Raw genomic sequence first — 15,593 nt, forward strand, 5'->3', positions numbered from 1 at the left:
TCAGATACTCGATCGGTCCAGGTCGGACAGGTCGAGCACGAAACGGTAGCGGACGTCGTTGCGTTCGAGCCGGTCGAGGGCTTCGTTCACGCGCGCCGACGGCAGGACTTCGATATCGGCGGTGATGTCGTGCCGGGCACAGAAGTCCAGGAGGGCAGAGGTGGCGGGGCGGCCACCACTGCCGGCCGAGCCGAGTTTCTTGCGGCCGATGAGCAGATCGGTGGTCTGCACGGTAACCGGGCCCAGGTAGCCGACCTGGCTGAGCGTGCCGTCGAGGGCCACCAGCCCTAGATAGGGGCCGAGATCGTGCGGGACGGAAATCGTATCGATCACGATATCGAAACTGTCGCCGGCCGCGTTCATGTCGGAATCGTCGGTGGAGACCAGGAACTCGTGTGCGCCGAGCCTGCGGGCGTCGGTGGCTTTGCCCCGGGATCTGCTGACCACCGCGGTCTCGGCACCCAGCGCGACGGCCAGTTTGACCGCCAGATGACCCAGGCCGCCCAGTCCGACCACCGCGACGCGGGTACCCGGCCCGGCCCCGAGCGCCCGCAGCGGCTCCCAGACCGTGATGCCGGCACACAGCAAAGGTGCCGCACCGGCGGGATCGAGCCCGTCGGGCAGGTGGTAGGCGAATCGGTCGCGGACCAGGTATTCGCGGGAGTAGGCCCCCAGGGTGGCCGACCCGTCGCGCCGGTCGGTGCCGCCGTAGGTGAGCGTGGGAAACTCGCGGCAGAAATTCTCCTGACCGGCCCGGCACATGGCGCAGTCACCGCAGGAGTCGACGATATTGCCGACCGCGACCGGATCACCGATCTCGAATCCGGCCACTTCACTGCCGACTTCTGTTACCACACCCGTGAATTCGTGTCCCGGTACGAGCATCGGGCCGGGCTCGCCGCGGTAACCGCGGACGGCATGGAGGTCGGTGTGGCAGACACCGCAGTAGTCCACGCGCACCGCGATATCGTCCGGGCGCAGTGTGCGACGCCGGACGGGTGCCCGCTGTAGCGTCGCGGCATCCGCCGCGTGCCAGCCGACCGTTGTTCTCATATCCATCTCCTTAAACAGACTATTCTGTCTATTGAGCGTAGCCCGGGATCTGCAATCGGTAAACAGACTGTTCTGTTGTAAATTGTGTCCATGACCGACCGGCCCCTGACCGCCCGCGGCGCCGCCACCCGCGACCGCATTCTCGAGGCGGCGACCCGTGAGTTCGCCGCGCACGGCATCGCCGGGGCGCGGATCGAACGGATCGTCGCGGACGCGCGCACGAACAAGGCGCAGCTCTATGGCTATTTCGGCAGTAAGGACGGCCTCTTCGACGCCATCTTCACCGGTTCACTGGAACGCATCGTGAACGTCGTACCCATCGACGCGACCGATCTCGCGGACTGGGCGGTGCGGTTGTACGACGAATACCTCCGCCGTCCCGACCTGATCCGGCTCGCCACCTGGGCTCGCCTGGAGCGCCGGCCGGCCGGCCACCTGGTCGACGACGCCGACCGGCTCGACGATCACAAACTGCGCGTCATCGCCGACGCGCAGACCGCAGGGCTCGTCCGCCCCGGCGACCCTTTCGACGTGATGGCCCTGGTGATCTCTATGTCCATGGCCTGGTCCCCGGTCAGCAACGTCTACGCCGCCACCGCGGAAGAACCGCGGGAGACGCACGACCGGCGTCGCGCACTGCTCCGCGAAACCGTCCGGCGTGCCGTGATGACGACCTGAGCCCACCGCCGCACTACACGTTCGCCCGGTCCGTCTCCGCCCTCGCCGAGAACCGCGCGCGACGCGGGGCGGCGGTTACGGTGACGGAACCGGTGTGGACAGGAGTCGCTCATGGTGCGGTTGGATCATCTCGTCAACGTGCTCGGCGGGTACGGCGTGCGGTTGCGCTACTGCCCGGTATCGCGGGCGACCATGATCCGCAGCGTCGCGATGCACGATGCCGCCGGGACGGAAACGACGCCCGGCGATATCTTCCTCGCCGTGGGCACCGGGTCGGTGAGCGAAGCGGTCCTCGGGGCGCGGGCAGCGAAAGCGGTCGCGGTACTCGTCCGTGGCGGCGCCGACGCCGAACGGGAGGCGGCCGCCATCGGGCCCGGCGGTGGAGTCGCGGTGCTGGTAGTGGATCCCGCGGTGGCGTGGAGCCAGCTCGCCGGCGTGGTGTACGGGCTGGTGCTCGAAGGTCGCGAAACAGCGTCCGGACGGGGACCGACGGATCTTTTCGCCCTGGCGGACAGCCTCGCGGATGCAGTCGACGCGACGGTGACCATCGAAGATCCACTGTCGCGCGTGATCGCCCACTCCACCCTGCACGGTACGGCCGACCCGGCACTGGCGGAGACAGTCCTGCATCGGCAACAGCCGGCCGCGCTGCGCGAACTCGCCGAATCGCGCGGTGTACCCGCTCATCTGCTGCGATCCGACGAGCCGCTGTTCGTCGAACCGGATGCCGGACTCGGACTCGACGGGCGGATGGTGGTCGCGGTGCGCGTAGGGCGCGAACTTCTGGGCTCGGTATGGGTGGCCTGCGCGCAGCCGTTGCCCCGCGCCCGGCGGGCCGCGCTCACCGACGGTGCCCGCACGGTGGCCCTGCATCTGCTGCGGTCGCGGGCCAGCGCGGATCTGGAGCGTCAGGTGGAATCGGATCTGGTGATCCGGCTGCTGGAGGGCAGCCCCGACGCGGCGACCGTGACCGGCCGGCTCGGGCTGGCACCGGCGCCGCTGCGGGTGGTCGCGGTGCGCGCTCGAATCGCGGCAGAACGCCATGCCGGTTTGCTGCTCGCCTTCGAACAGGCCACCTTCGGTTTCGGCTGGTCTCGTCCGGGACGCAGCACACTGTCGGACAACACCGTCTATACGATCCTGCCCGGCGAGCACGTCCGCACCGCCCGCGACTGGGTCACCGCCCTGCGGGCCGCGTTGCCCGCCCGAGTCACGCTGTCGGCCGGAATCGGCGGGCCCGCCACAGCCACCGCTCTGCCGGACTCACGGCAGGAAGCCGACGAATGCCTGACATTGCACGAACAGGGGGCGACCGATAGCGACTCCCCCGCCTATGACGAATCCTGGGGCGAGATCCTGCTGCAACGGCTGCGCACTGCCGCGCAGACCGGCCGGATACCCGCCCGCGGCCCCGTCGCCGAGCTGCGCCGATACGACAGCGCGCATGCCACCGCCTTCGTCGCGACGCTGCGCGCATGGCTCGATGCCCAGGGCGATCTCGCCGAAGCCGCCACCCAGCTCGGCGTCCACCCGAACACCGTTCGCAACCGGCTGCGCAAGATGCGAGAAGTCGCCGTCCTGGATCTGGAGGATGCGCGCACGCGCCTCGCGATGACGATCGACCTCGCCGCGTTCGGCGACGACCGCCCATCGCTGTAGAGATCGAACAACTGACAGGACCAAAACTGTGCCGGCCGGACATGCACCCCGGCGGCCGCCGGGTCATCATGGCTGTAAAGCGCATCGTTCGACGTGGAGGTGAGCATGGCGCGCGTAACGAGTCGGCTCGACCGCGAACGAGCAGCACGGTGCCGGGTGGTGAATCCGGCACCCGGCTGAGCCCTTCGGCCATTCCCCCAAATCCGTGGAGCCGGTGTCCCGAGAACCCGGCTCCACGGAGTTCTGCCGTCGGGGCGGCCCTCTTCTCCCTCCCTCCACCGCCCCGACGGCCGAACCCACCTTTCCCTGACGACCCTGTAGGACGGACATGACCAGCAGCTCGCCTATCTGGCTGACAACGCACGCCCGCGAACAACTCGAGGACGAGCTCGCCGAACTGCTCGCCATCGAAAACGCCGGCCATACCGAGGCCGCCGATACACAAGATCAGTTCGCCGCCCGGCACCAGCGCCAGAACCGCATCGCCCATATCCGGAACCTGCTGAGCAACGCCGTCTTCGGCGAAGACCCACCGGACGACGGAATCGCCGAACCCGGCATGGTGCTCACGATCCGCTACGACGGCACCGACGACACCGAAACCTTCCTGCTCGGCAGCCGCGATGCCGAACACAGCGAACTCGAGGTCTACTCCCCCGATTCCCCCCTCGGCGCCGCACTCACCGGCGCCCGCCGCGGTGACCAGCGCAGCTACAAGGTGCCCAACGGCACCGAAATCGCAGTCACCTTGCTCGACGCCGTCCCCTACAGCCACACCGTCACAGCCGCACCTCGCCCCGCCCGATGATCGATCTGACGACCCCGAGCATGCGCACCCGCACCACCGAAATCACCCTCTTACACATCGACTCCCCAGCGATCGTCCGGGACGACCGGACGATCGCTCTTCCCATCCATTCCTGGCTCTCGGCACAGTTCTGGGAGCTGTTCGGCCTCCCCGATATCGATTGGGCACTCTCCGCACTGTCCTTCGGCACCGAAACCGCCCCCCGCACCTACGCCGCCCGCTACTACGACTACCCCACCACTTGGACCGCGGAGCCGCTCGCGGTGAACATTCCCGCGACCGTCGGCCCAGGGCCCGGAGTACTGGAAGTCTCGGGCCCGATGACCTGGGAACGCCGCCGCCTGGTCGAACGCACCACCCTGGTGATCGCACTCGCCGAACCCTTCGAACACCGGCTGCACACCGACCTCCCAGAACAGCTGTGGGAGGGAGACCGCTGGCACACCACGGTTCTGATACCCGACGTCCGGCCGGGCGCGCACTCACCACTGCGATACAGCGAATCCTGGTAGCGCCGCCTCGCCCGGAGAACCATGGGCCACCGTCGCTCATCTTGCCCGCTATGTCGCGGCAAGATCGGCCGAGCGAGCCTTCACCCCACCCTGATCGAGTTCAAACGTAGCGCGAAACACAATCATCACCCCTGCGGTCCCACCCGCGCCGCGCGTGGACTACAAGAATTGCGACGGGGTCCGCGCTGCCGCCGCCCCCCATCCATGCCGGCCAGCCAGGCTATGCACCGCACCTCGACCGTGACGGAGACGGCGTCGGCTGCGAAACCTAGCGTTGATCCCCAGAAACCGACCCAACCATCCACTTCGGTTGGGCCGGTTCCCGTGGGTGCACGAAATCATCGCCTCCCTTAACCGGCGCAGCCAGCCCACACTGCTGTTGTTCTTCATCCGATGCCGACATCTACAACCGGCTGCTCGGCGAGTCCCGACTGGCGTCACACAGCACGATCCGCCGGCATTGTGCCCCGGCACCCTGCACTCACCGAAGTCACCACCGACCTCGGATTGGACCGGCCGGTGATTTCCCATCGGAAAAGGCGCACACGTGACATCGGGCACCGCTCTCCCGCAAGATTATTCGAGAGATTCGGAGGTTGCCGCGACCGGCGCACCAGCACCGCCGGAAGTAGCGAACCGCCCGATATCGCGCGCCGACGAGAGGACCGGGATCATGCCGACAGACCGCACCGACGCACGCAAGATCAACCGCGATCAGGCCGTCGGTGGCTGCCCGGTCATCAGAAACGCCGACGGGGTATGGCTCGTGCGGGATTACGCTGCCGCTCGCGCCGCATTGCGCAGCCCCTATACGGTCCAAGCCGGGTTGGGAGTGGAGACACTCGATAATCTGCCCGCTCGTATCCGTCGTCCGGTGCTGTACCGGGACGGCCCGGAGCATCGGGAGCACCGGCGCCAGACCGCGCGCTTCTTCACGCCCCGCCGCGTCGACGAATCGTACCGGGGCTTCATCGGAGACCTGGCCGACCGGCAACTGGCCGTTCTTCGCGACAACGGCCGGGCGGATTTCGCGGATCTCGCTTTCGGACTGGCGATCGGGGTGGTGTGCTCGGTGATCGGCCTCACCGAGAGTCGTCCCGGGCTGACTCGGCGGTTGGAGCGGTTCTTTCCCGAGGAGTTCGGCTCACCGGGATTCACCACCGTCGACGGCCTCTACTGGATGTGGCGGCAGGCGCGGAACTGGTCGAGCATCTTCCTCAGCGATGTGCGCCCCGCGGTCCGCGCCCGTCGCGTCCGGCGCCGGGACGACCTGATCTCGCATCTGCTCGACGAGGGCTGCTCCTCGGTCGAGATCCTCGGCGAATGTATTACTTTCGCCGCGGCAGGAATGGTGACCACCCGCGAGTACATCACCGTTGCCGCCTGGCACCTGTTCACCGACGAGCCCCTCCGGGACCGCTACCGCACCGCCGAGGAACCCGAGCGTATCGCCATCCTGCACGAAATTCTCCGGCTCGAACCCGTGGTCGCGCACCTCCTGCGCCGCACCACGGCTCCCGTGGAGCTTCCCGGCGACGGCAGATCGGTGACGGTCGACCCCGGACAACTCATCGATATCGATATCGCGGCCACCAACACCGACCGGGCCGCGGTCGGTGACAGCCCGTTGACGCTCTGCCTCGCCCGACCTCGGACCGACGCCACCGCCCCGGTCCTGTCCTTCGGCGACGGCCCGCACAAATGCCCCGGAGCGACGATCGCCATCGTCGAGACCGATATCTTCCTCAGCAAACTGCTCGCCATGCCCGGGGTCCGTCTGCACTCCCCGCCCCGAGTCGGTGCCAACGACGCAATCGGCGGCTACACCCTCCGAAACATGATCGTCGAGGCCGATACCCCCAACGGACAACGGGATCGGGCAGGCGAGCACTGAACTCGAGCACCCCCGCTGTGCAGTGCACTCGGTTCGCAGACCCGATCCGGTTTCGATTCCGGGCCACGGCGCCCTGCCGTGTTCATCGTCCGGCGGCCAGCACTGCCGCGAGGCCTTCTCGGAGGTCCCCGAGAAAATACTCGGGGACCTCCAACGACGGGAAATGCCCACCGGATTCCGGCGTACTCCACCGGACGATGTGCCGGTATCGCTGCTGCGCCCAGGGGCGTGGGCACTTCTCCACGTCGCGCGGGTACATGGTGAGCGCTGACGGAACATCGATCCGGAGTTCGGGGTCGAACGAGTTGTGGCTTTCGTAGTAGATACGGGCCGCAGATGCGCCGGTCCGCGTCAGCCAGTACAGGGTGACATTGTCGAGGACGCGGTCTCTGGATATCGTCTCGAACGGGCTGTCTTCGGTATCGGACCATTCGGCGAACTTGTCGAGGATCCAGGCCAGCAGCCCGACGGGTGAATCGACGAGCGAGTAGCCGATGGTCTGTGGCCGGGTCGCCTGCTGTTTCGCGTATGCCGCGCGCCGGCCCCAGAAATCGCGGGTTTCCTCGGCCCACCTCCGCTCGGTATCGGTCAGCCCCGCCGTGGACACCCCGGGCGGAGCCTCCGCGAATGTCGTGTGGATACCGAGTATCCGGTCCGGAAATCTACCGGCGAGAACCGAGGTGATATTGCCGCCCCAGTCGCCACCGTGGGCCAGGAATTCGCGGTAGCCGAGCCTTTCCATCAATGCCACCCAGGCGGCCGCGATCTTCTCGGTTCCCCACCCTGTCATGACCGGCTTATCGCTGTAGCCGAAGCCCGGTAGCGACGGGATCACCACATGGAATGCCGGCGTGCCCGGGTCTTGCGGATGTGCCAGCTCGTCGACTATGCCGATGAACCGGACGATGCTGTCGGGCCAGCCGTGCGTCATGAGCAATGGGGTGGCGTCTGCGCGCGCGGACCGGCGGTGCAGGAAGTGGATGCCCAGCCCGTCGACGGCCGTACGGTACTGGCCGATCCGGTTGAGACGCTCTTCGAAAGGGCGCCAGTCGTACTCGGTGCGCCAATAGTCCACGACATCGATGAGGTCGGTGAGCGGAACGCCCTGGTCCCATCGGCGCGGGCCGGGCGCGGCGCGATAGACGGTCTCGGCCTCCGGCAGCCGTGCCGCGGCCAGCCGGGCACGCAGATCGTCGAGGTCGGTGTCGGTTTCGCGGGATTCGAATGGTTCTACATCGCTGGTCGAACGGGGCATGAGCACCTCCTGGCTGTCGCCGAACCGGCCACCACGATGCGAACCGGCTAAGACGGTTCTAACATGCTTCGCATCGACAGGCAACCGGCTAAGGTGGTTCCATGCGCGATCAGTTCCCCGACTTTCGCCTCGGCAGCGTGCTGGCGACCAGCTTCACGGCGACCCTGACGGAGCGTTGCGGTAACGCCGTGGAGCGCATTCCCACGCCGCAGCGTCTCGTCGATTGGCTGGCAGTGAACGGCCTCGCCGTGAAGTCGTGCACCCCCGCCCAGCTCGAACTCGCCCGGGAACTGCGCGAATCAGTTCACGCCGCCGCGACAGCCGCCGCGGCCCGGGACCAGCTCCCTGGGGCTGCCGTCCGAGTCATCAATGACTGCAGTACTCAGGGCCGGGCCGCAGCTGTCCTGACGCCCGACGGCAATCGCCGTTGGCAACTCGGCTCGGCCTCCTGTGTGGAAGACGCCCTCAGCGTGATCGCCGCCGACGCGATCGACATCCTCGCCGGCGAACGCGACGGCAGATTGGCCTTGTGTGCATCGCCGACCTGCCGGGCCGCCTTCTTCGATACCAGTCAGAGCCGCACCCGCAAATGGTGCGATATGAACACGTGTGGAAATCGCCAGAAGAAGGCGCGCTTCAAAGCCAAACCACCGCAAGGACAGGGCCCCCGCACGAACAAATGACAACGCCACCGGGGTGGCGCTGGGTTTCGGGCCCGGGACCGGCCCTGGCCGATATCGCCGCCGCTCTACCGGATCGTCGGTGCCGAACTCGTCCCGCCGGTCGCCGCGGCGCTCATTTGCACCACGCCGTGGGATCCGCTGACCCGCCAATCCGGTTCGTTCTTCTCGAGTTCTGTGACGATACCCCCGTCGATACCCGCGGCCACGTCGCATTTGAGGGTGCGCAACGCGATCACTCGGGCCGGAAAGTATTGCGTGAGTGTGGAGAACGAGATTGTGGCAGGCCAGTGGCAGTCTCCGACGAGTCGCCGGTAGTTGAGATCACCTTTGAGGATCACTGCGTCGGCGCGTCCGAGCTCGGCACGCAGATCTCCGGGCAAGTGATGAAAAGACAAGGGTGCACAGTAGAACTCGTGAGTCCGTAGCCGCAGCCGGCCCGTCCTGAGTGCGGAATCCAGCCGGGCCGCGGTCGCGCGCGCGGCTCCGGGGATACCCGCGAGACGCTCGAGAGTCGCCAGTAAGTCGCCGGTGGTGGCGTCCGAGACGTAGTAGGGCCGCGGTTTGAGGTGCAGGTCGATAGTGAGGTCGCGGTGCACTCCGAGCAGGTGGTCGATGAGGAACAGGTCAGGGATCAGTTCTCGGCCGGCATTGTCGGCTATCAGGCAAATATTGCCCGTGGCGTAGGTCTCGAGGTGGTCGGCCACCTCGGCAGACTGATCCTCGAGAATTCGGCCGGGCACATCGCGGTCGGCCGGCGAGGAATTCGACAGGCGGAACCCGAGATCCGCCCGATTCCCCCACAGCGCGGCGTCCAGGAGCGCGATCAACTGCTCCCGCCGCGGACGGACTCCGCCCTCGGGCACCGACGACAGCTCGGTAGCGAGCGCCGGATCCTCGAGCTCAGCACGTTTACGGGTGAACGGGTCGATACCCCGCCACGGGCCGGGCCCGAAGTAACCCACCGCGTCGAGTAGCAAGTGATAGAAGTAGCTTTCGGCCCAGAGGAACGGAACATCGAGCCACCGCTGCCCATACATTTCGCTGCCCCACCGGTCCCATCGCGATTTACCGGCGCCGCCGTCGGGCAGCGGCTGCACAGTTCCGGTGATGTGTTCACGCAGCTCGTCGAGGCGGTGCCGGATTCCGAGTGGGTAGGGGTGCGCTTCGCCGGCCTGTTCGATGAGGACGGGATGCCGGTGGGTGAGCACACCCCATGCGAACGAACCCGGTTCGCTGGACACGATGGTCCGGGCATTGTTCGTGTTCGAGTCCATGACACTCCGTTCGCGGGTCGGCGGGCAGCGGTCACGGCCGCCGCTCCGGCGGCCCCGGTAAGCGTAGTCGCCGGCCGACCAGCCGTCGGCCCTGGCGGCGTCGGCGCGCAGCGTTCGCGCCGATCTCCCGGTCGAGCAGACCGTGGAAGTCATCGACCGCCTCGATCTGTCCCGCCGTCTGGCCCCGCTCACCCGCTGCCTGCGTTGCGGCGCACGCCTGGAAGATGTCGCGAAGGCCGATATCGTCGATCGGCTCCCACCGCGTACCCGCCACGAGCAGCACAGTTTCCGCCGGTGCACCGGCTGCGACCGGATCTACTGGGCAGGGACACACCAGCGCCGACTCGACCAACTCGTGGCCCGGATCATGTCTCAGATCCGGTCTGTCCACGACCCGGCCGGCCCGCCTGCGGGGCCCGCCGCGGCTCCTGACGGGTGAGCAGCCCCTGCGCGAGGGCACCGGTGGCGGTTCGCAGCAGGTCACGAAGTTCGGAAGTGCCGCGATCCACGAAACGGTCGCGGGAACCTTCGCCGCCGGCTGGGCGCAGGTCGACAGCCCGGGGGCCCTCGATCCCCTCATGGCCGAAGATATCGCACTGGTGCAGCCGGTGATTCCCACCCGCCACCAGGAAGCAGCGAGGGTGGGATGCCGTGGACAGGGTGCGGAGCTTCGCCACCGATCTGCACAGTGAGGTGCTCGGCTGGTCCGGGTCTACGGACCGCTTGTATATCGAACACCGGCTCGGTGCCCCCCTCGGCGGTTGCGCGGCGCGAATCGACGCGGTCGACGTTTTCGAGCTCGGCCCGAGTGGTGAAGTAACCCGGCGCGCCGCCTATTTCGATCCCGCCCCGCTGATGGTAGCCGGGCTGTCCGCCGTCGATTCGGCCGCGGGGGCGGCGGTCCGGCGTGCGGCCGCGATATCGGGAGTTCGCCGGATCGGCCGGGCGGCGGCTGTCAATCGCCTAGGCGATCGGCTTCGATCGCACCGGCGGCCCGGTGAAGAGTGGCGACCAGGGGCGCCAGCCGATTCCGGTCGTAACGGACCGATGGCATCGAGACAGACAACCCTGCCACCGCGGCACCGGCGGCATCACGCACCGGGACACCCACCGCGACCACACCGCGCTCGGACAACCCGTTGTTGAGGGCGAATCCCGCACGGCCCACGCGCCCCAGCTGGGCGCGCAGGCTCGGCAGGTCCGGCCGTTCATCCGCCCTCTCCGCGAACCGGTGTTCGTCGTAGAGTTCCTCCACCTCGTCCGGCTCGAGGTCCGCGAGGAGCACCAAGCCCGCGGTGGTGCGATGCGCGGGAAACACCATGCCTTCCCGGGAACCCACGCGCAGTGCCTGCCGGCATTCCACGCTGGCGATGAACCGTGTGGTATCTCCGGTGCGGATCGTGAGATTCGCCGACTCCCCCACCAGGTCGACGAGCCGCTGCAGATGCGGTAGCGCGGCTGCCCGCAACCGCGAGGTTCGTGACTGCGAATGGGCGGCGAGTTCGAGCACCGGCCCCGGGTAGTACTTGCGCTGCTGGTCCTGCACGGCGAAGTCCCGGTACACCAGTGTCTGCAGCAGCCGGTGCGCCGTCGACCGCGCCACCCCCAGGCGTTCCGCAATCTGACTGACCGTCAACCCGCCCTCCAGTTGCAGCATCACCGCTGCCCGCAGCGCGTGGTCGGCGCTGGTCACGACGTACGCCGGCGGATTCTTCGGTTCGGTGCTACCCATGCGGTTCGTTCTGCTCTCCAGAATTTGATGTTCTGCTGCCTCGACGCACGCCACTGTAGGCGATATGAGCACGACTGACACTCCCGTCCGGTTACGGGCGGTGGCCGCGCCGAATCAGCCGGACGTGACACCCGCCCTCGAGGAGCTCTATCGCGGGTTCGAGCAGGAACTGCTGGTTCCGCTGTGGACCGAGATCGGTGATCTCATGCCGGCACATCCCCGTTCGCGGGCGGTCCCCCATATGTGGCGGTGGGAGAATCTGCTCCGCCTGGCGGCGAAGGCCGGCGATATCGTGCCCGTCGGCCGCGGCGGGGAACGGCGGGCGATTGCGCTGGCGAACCCGGCGCTCGGCGGCCGGCCGTTCGCGACCCCCACATTGTGGGCGGCGATCCAGTATCTGATGCCGGGCGAGGACGCCCCGGAGCATCGCCACACCCAGCACGCGTTCCGGTTCGTGGTCGAGGGATCGGGTGTATGGACAGTGGTGGGTGGCAGTGGAAACGATGCGAAGGGGGATGCCGTGCCGATGCGGCGCGGGGATTTCCTGCCACAGGCCGGCTGGAATTGGCATGCGCACCACAATGCGACTTCGGAACCGATGGCCTGGATCGACGGTTTGGATATTCCGTTCCAATACGTTGTGGAATCGCAGTTCTTTCAGTTCGGCCGGGAGGAGGTCAGCGCCGGCGAGCGGGTCACGCCGGAGCGCTCGCGGTCGGAACGGTTGTGGGGGCATCCGGGGTTGCGACCGCTGTCGGTGGGTGAGGTGGCGCCGGGATCGCCGCTACTGGCCTACAAGTGGGAGCACACCGACGCCGCACTGAACGATCAACTACTGCTGGAGAAAGAGGGGTACGGCGGTACCGTCGAACCCGGGCATGCGGCGGTGCGATTCACGAACCCGCACAACGGGACCGACGTCCTGCCCACCATCCGCGCGGAGTTCCACCGTATCGCCCGCGGCGCGGGCACCGCCCCGGTCCGCGAGACCGGTTCTGCGGTCTACCAGGTGTTCGACGGTTCCGGCACGGTGACCGTGGGCGAGAAGTCCTGGTCGGTCACCCGCGGCGATCTGTTCGTCGTCCCGTCCTGGGAGCCCTTCTCCGCCACCTCCGAAGCCGGTAGCACCGATTCCGATTCCGGCGCGCTCGACCTCTTCCGTTTCTCGGACACTCCCGTGTTCGAGGCCCTCCAGCTCAACCGTCAGGAGATCATCCGATGAAACTCGCCACCCTCCGCGTCGACGGCGGTACCCGCGCGGTCCGTCTGGACGCTGACACCCTCGTCGACCTCGGCTGTTCCGACCTCGGCGTCCTGTTCGCCCAGGACGATTGGGCCACGACCGCTGCGAAGGCCACGGGCGCGACCTGGCCCGCGGACGGCGCCGATCTGGCCCCGGTGGTGCCGAACCCGTCGAAGGTGATCTGCGTCGGGCACAACTACACGAATCACATCAAGGAGATGGGTCGCGAACTGCCCAGCTACCCGACACTTTTCCCGAAGTTCGCCGACAGCCTCATCGGACCGAACGATCCGATCGTGAAACCCGGCGAAACCGAGGCATTCGACTGGGAGGTCGAATTGGTGGTCGTGATCGGTACACCGGTTCGCCGGGCCACCGAGGAACAGGCTGCCGATGCCATCGCGGGTTTCACCGTCATGAACGATATTTCGGTGCGGGACTGGCAGTTCCGGACGATCGAATGGACGCAGGGCAAGATCTGGGACTCCTCCACCCCGGTCGGGCCCTATGTCGTCACTCCCGACGAGGTCGGCGGGGTCCGGCCGGCGCTCGAAGTCGAGACACTCGTCGACGGCGAGATCATGCAGCGCGACGATACGGGCACACTGCTGTTCGATCCGGTGCGCCTCGTGCAATACGTTTCGACCGTCATCCGGCTCAACCCCGGCGATATGATCGCCACCGGCACTCCGGCCGGGGTCGGCCATGCCCGCGACCCCAAGGTCTATCTCGTCGGCGGCGAAACCGTCGTCACGCGCATTGCCGGCCTCGGAGCGTGCACCAACCAGGTCGTGAAAGCGTCGTGAGCACACGGACGCACGCCGATTCACTGAGGTGGGTCGAGCACGGAACGGCGCTGTTCACGACACACGTCGCGCGATCGAACGAACAGCAGATGTCGCAGCCGAGCATTTTGCCCGGCTGGACCCGGAAACATGTGGTGGCGCATGTGGCCGCCAACGCGGACGCACTCGGCAACCTCGTACGCTGGGCGCGGACCGGTGAGCGCACGCCCATGTACACCTCGCCCGAGCAGCGCAATGCCGATATCGAGGCCGGCGCGCAACGTCCCGTCACCGAACTCACGGAGTGGCTGAACGCGTCGGTACACGAACTGGGCGACGCCATGGCCGCCCTGACCGGCGAGCAGTGGCGCACCGAAGTCGTCACTGCCCAGGGCCGGACCGTCCCGGCCACGGAGATCCCGTGGCTGCGGGCGCGCGAGGTGTGTGTCCATGCCGTCGACCTCGGCATGGGCACCACCTTCGCGGACCTTCCCGACGACTTCCTGACCGCGCTGATCACCGATATCCAGGGCAAACGCTGTCTCGACGAGGTACCCGGCGGGTCGCTGCCGGCGGTGGCCGCTTATCTCGCCGGTCGTCCGCATTCGCTCGCCGACGTCGCCGACCTCGGCCCCTGGCTGTAGAGGAGAGCTGCACTGTGAACACTCCGGACGTCCTCATCGTCGGCGGCGGAATCGGCGGACTGAGTACTGCTTTCGCCTTGTCCCGGCTCGGACTGCGGGTGCGCGTCCTCGAACGGTCCAAGGAATTCGGCGAGGTCGGGGCGGGTATTCAGCTCGCCCCGAACTGCACCCGTATCCTCGACGACTACGGTCTGCTCGAGGAGGCGAAGGCCCGCGGCGTGGTGCCCGACCGGATGGTGATGCGCGACGCGATCGACGGGAGCGAGCTGACCGCGCTCGACCTCCGCGACCTCGAACAGGAATACGGCTTCCCGTACATGGTCATCCACCGCAGCGATCTGCACACCCTGTTCCTGGACGCGTGCCGGGCGACCGGTGTCGAATTGCTCACCGAGCAGCGAGTGGTGTCCTACGCGCAGGACCCCGGCAAAGCCGCAGCGACCACCGATACCGGGACCGTGCACGAGGCAGGGGTCGTGGTGGCGGCCGACGGCCTGCACTCGGTCGCCCGCACACTGTTCTCCGACGACGAACCGGTGTCCTCCGCGTATGTCGCCTACCGCGGCACGGTGCCGATCAGCGAGGTCGATCAGCCGGTCGATCTCGCCGAAGTGGTCGTTTACGTCGGTCCGCGCTGCCATTTCGTCCATTACGGCCTGCGTGGCGGCGATCTGCTCAATCAGGTCGCGGTATTCGAATCCCCGAGGGCGCGGGCGGGACTCGACGACTGGGGGACTCCGGACGAACTCGACTCCGCATTCACCGAGACCTGTGATTTCGTCCAGCAGCGGCTACCGCATATGTGGCGGGACAAATGGTGGCGGATGTACGACCGCGATCCGATCCGCACCTGGGTGGACGGCCGTATCGCACTGCTCGGCGACGCGGCGCATCCGCCACTGCAGTACATGGCCCAGGGCGCGATCATGGCGATCGAGGACGGCTGGGTTCTCGCCGAACACACGAAACGGCTCCGCGGCACCGACGGCGCCGTCGACTGGGCGGGCGCGTTGGCCGCATACGAGGCGGTGCGCCCGGAGCACTGTCGCCGGGTCGTCCTGACGGCCCGGGCCTGGGGCGAACTATGGCATCTCGACGGCCGCAAACGCGCGCAACGGAACGTGCTGCTGCGGGCACGGAAGACCGGCGACTACACGTTCACCGACTGGATCTACGGCCCCACGGCGCTGTTCCCCGACGACGAGCCGGCGATGTTCGAGCCGATCCCGCTCGAAGCAGCCGACCGGGTGATCGGCGGGCCGGCGGGAACTCGCGCCAGCGCATCTCTCGGTCCGATTTCCCGGTAGTCGGAATTCACCACCATGCCGGAGTGCGACGCGCCTTGCCGCTGCCACACCCATCACCGTAAAATA

18 protein-coding genes are annotated in these 15,593 nt (G+C 67.5%); 12 read left to right on the forward strand and 6 right to left on the reverse strand.

Going from position 1 to position 15,593, the window contains the following annotated elements; all coding sequences use genetic code 11:
• Positions 1–1,053 (reverse strand): NAD(P)-dependent alcohol dehydrogenase, encoded by a 1,053-nt coding sequence (locus NFL01S_RS02385; RefSeq protein ID WP_062971350.1) that lies wholly within the window; start codon positions 1,051–1,053, stop codon positions 1–3.
• 90 nt (positions 1,054–1,143) lie between these two features.
• Here NFL01S_RS02385 and NFL01S_RS02390 point away from each other — a divergent pair, with 90 nt between their 5' ends.
• The 6 genes from NFL01S_RS02390 (at position 1,144) to NFL01S_RS02410 (ending at position 6,604) form a co-directional block, all read left to right on the forward strand.
• Positions 1,144–1,731, forward strand: coding sequence for a TetR/AcrR family transcriptional regulator (locus NFL01S_RS02390; protein WP_062970910.1), 588 nt, complete (start codon positions 1,144–1,146; stop codon positions 1,729–1,731).
• Between the two features lie 111 nt (positions 1,732–1,842).
• Positions 1,843–3,390 (forward strand): PucR family transcriptional regulator, encoded by a 1,548-nt coding sequence (locus tag NFL01S_RS02395; protein WP_062970912.1) that lies wholly within the window; start codon positions 1,843–1,845, stop codon positions 3,388–3,390.
• A gap of 328 nt (positions 3,391–3,718) precedes the next feature.
• The gene (locus tag NFL01S_RS02400) at positions 3,719–4,198 is read left to right on the forward strand and encodes a GreA/GreB family elongation factor (RefSeq protein WP_062970914.1); all 480 of its coding nucleotides are present in this window, start codon (positions 3,719–3,721) and stop codon (positions 4,196–4,198) included.
• Entirely contained in the window at positions 4,195–4,710 is a 516-nt protein-coding gene (locus tag NFL01S_RS02405; RefSeq protein WP_062970916.1) for a hypothetical protein, read from the forward strand. Before NFL01S_RS02400 ends, NFL01S_RS02405 begins: the two co-directional genes overlap by 4 nt.
• A gap of 200 nt (positions 4,711–4,910) precedes the next feature.
• Positions 4,911–4,982 (forward strand): excalibur calcium-binding domain-containing protein, encoded by a 72-nt coding sequence (locus NFL01S_RS36695; RefSeq protein WP_245670499.1) that lies wholly within the window; start codon positions 4,911–4,913, stop codon positions 4,980–4,982.
• A 401-nt stretch (positions 4,983–5,383) separates the two neighbouring features.
• Positions 5,384–6,604 carry a cytochrome P450 gene (locus NFL01S_RS02410; RefSeq protein WP_062970918.1) on the forward strand — a complete coding sequence of 407 codons (1,221 nt, stop codon included), beginning with the start codon at positions 5,384–5,386 and terminating at the stop codon, positions 6,602–6,604.
• A gap of 82 nt (positions 6,605–6,686) precedes the next feature.
• Here NFL01S_RS02410 and NFL01S_RS02415 read toward each other — a convergent pair whose 3' ends face one another.
• Entirely contained in the window at positions 6,687–7,859 is a 1,173-nt protein-coding gene (locus NFL01S_RS02415) for an epoxide hydrolase family protein (protein WP_062970920.1), read from the reverse strand.
• Positions 7,860–7,960: 101 nt separating this feature from the next.
• Here NFL01S_RS02415 and NFL01S_RS02420 point away from each other — a divergent pair, with 101 nt between their 5' ends.
• Positions 7,961–8,542 (forward strand): CGNR zinc finger domain-containing protein, encoded by a 582-nt coding sequence (locus NFL01S_RS02420; protein ID WP_062970922.1) that lies wholly within the window; start codon positions 7,961–7,963, stop codon positions 8,540–8,542.
• Between the two features lie 65 nt (positions 8,543–8,607).
• On the opposite strand, the gene NFL01S_RS02425 is transcribed toward NFL01S_RS02420, so the two are convergent.
• Together NFL01S_RS02425 and NFL01S_RS36700 are read right to left on the reverse strand one after the other, a co-directional pair.
• Positions 8,608–9,816 (reverse strand): damage-control phosphatase ARMT1 family protein, encoded by a 1,209-nt coding sequence (locus NFL01S_RS02425; protein WP_062970924.1) that lies wholly within the window; start codon positions 9,814–9,816, stop codon positions 8,608–8,610.
• 31 nt (positions 9,817–9,847) lie between these two features.
• Positions 9,848–10,090 (reverse strand): hypothetical protein, encoded by a 243-nt coding sequence (locus NFL01S_RS36700; protein WP_245670504.1) that lies wholly within the window; start codon positions 10,088–10,090, stop codon positions 9,848–9,850.
• Here NFL01S_RS36700 and NFL01S_RS34090 point away from each other — a divergent pair.
• Positions 9,983–10,255 carry a Mut7-C RNAse domain-containing protein gene (locus tag NFL01S_RS34090; RefSeq protein WP_245670500.1) on the forward strand — a complete coding sequence of 91 codons (273 nt, stop codon included), beginning with the start codon at positions 9,983–9,985 and terminating at the stop codon, positions 10,253–10,255. The two genes, NFL01S_RS36700 and NFL01S_RS34090, sit on opposite strands and share 108 nt — an antisense overlap.
• Here the strand turns inward: NFL01S_RS34090 and NFL01S_RS35160 are convergent.
• Positions 10,182–10,493: a hypothetical protein gene (locus tag NFL01S_RS35160; RefSeq protein ID WP_062970928.1), complete on the reverse strand. Its 312-nt coding sequence runs from the start codon at positions 10,491–10,493 to the stop codon at positions 10,182–10,184. The genes NFL01S_RS34090 and NFL01S_RS35160 overlap by 74 nt on opposite strands.
• Before the next feature lie 278 nt (positions 10,494–10,771).
• Positions 10,772–11,548: an IclR family transcriptional regulator gene (locus NFL01S_RS02440; protein WP_062970930.1), complete on the reverse strand. Its 777-nt coding sequence runs from the start codon at positions 11,546–11,548 to the stop codon at positions 10,772–10,774.
• A gap of 64 nt (positions 11,549–11,612) precedes the next feature.
• Here NFL01S_RS02440 and NFL01S_RS02445 point away from each other — a divergent pair, with 64 nt between their 5' ends.
• The 4 genes from NFL01S_RS02445 to NFL01S_RS02460 are packed head-to-tail and all read left to right on the forward strand — an operon-like array spanning position 11,613 to position 15,527.
• Positions 11,613–12,770: a cupin domain-containing protein gene (locus NFL01S_RS02445; protein ID WP_062970932.1), complete on the forward strand. Its 1,158-nt coding sequence runs from the start codon at positions 11,613–11,615 to the stop codon at positions 12,768–12,770.
• Positions 12,767–13,597, forward strand: a complete 831-nt coding sequence (locus NFL01S_RS35165) for a fumarylacetoacetate hydrolase family protein (RefSeq protein WP_062970934.1) — start codon at positions 12,767–12,769, stop codon at positions 13,595–13,597. Before NFL01S_RS02445 ends, NFL01S_RS35165 begins: the two co-directional genes overlap by 4 nt.
• Positions 13,594–14,220 (forward strand): maleylpyruvate isomerase family mycothiol-dependent enzyme, encoded by a 627-nt coding sequence (locus tag NFL01S_RS35170; protein ID WP_157116170.1) that lies wholly within the window; start codon positions 13,594–13,596, stop codon positions 14,218–14,220. Before NFL01S_RS35165 ends, NFL01S_RS35170 begins: the two co-directional genes overlap by 4 nt.
• 14 nt (positions 14,221–14,234) lie before the next feature.
• On the forward strand, positions 14,235–15,527 hold the full coding sequence (locus tag NFL01S_RS02460) for an FAD-dependent oxidoreductase (protein WP_084492334.1): 1,293 nt from the start codon (positions 14,235–14,237) through the stop codon (positions 15,525–15,527).
• Positions 15,528–15,593: the final 66 nt, after the last annotated feature.

It is taken from the genome of Nocardia flavorosea NBRC 108225 (genome assembly GCF_001613385.1).
Lineage (GTDB): Bacteria > Actinomycetota > Actinomycetes > Mycobacteriales > Mycobacteriaceae > Nocardia > Nocardia flavorosea.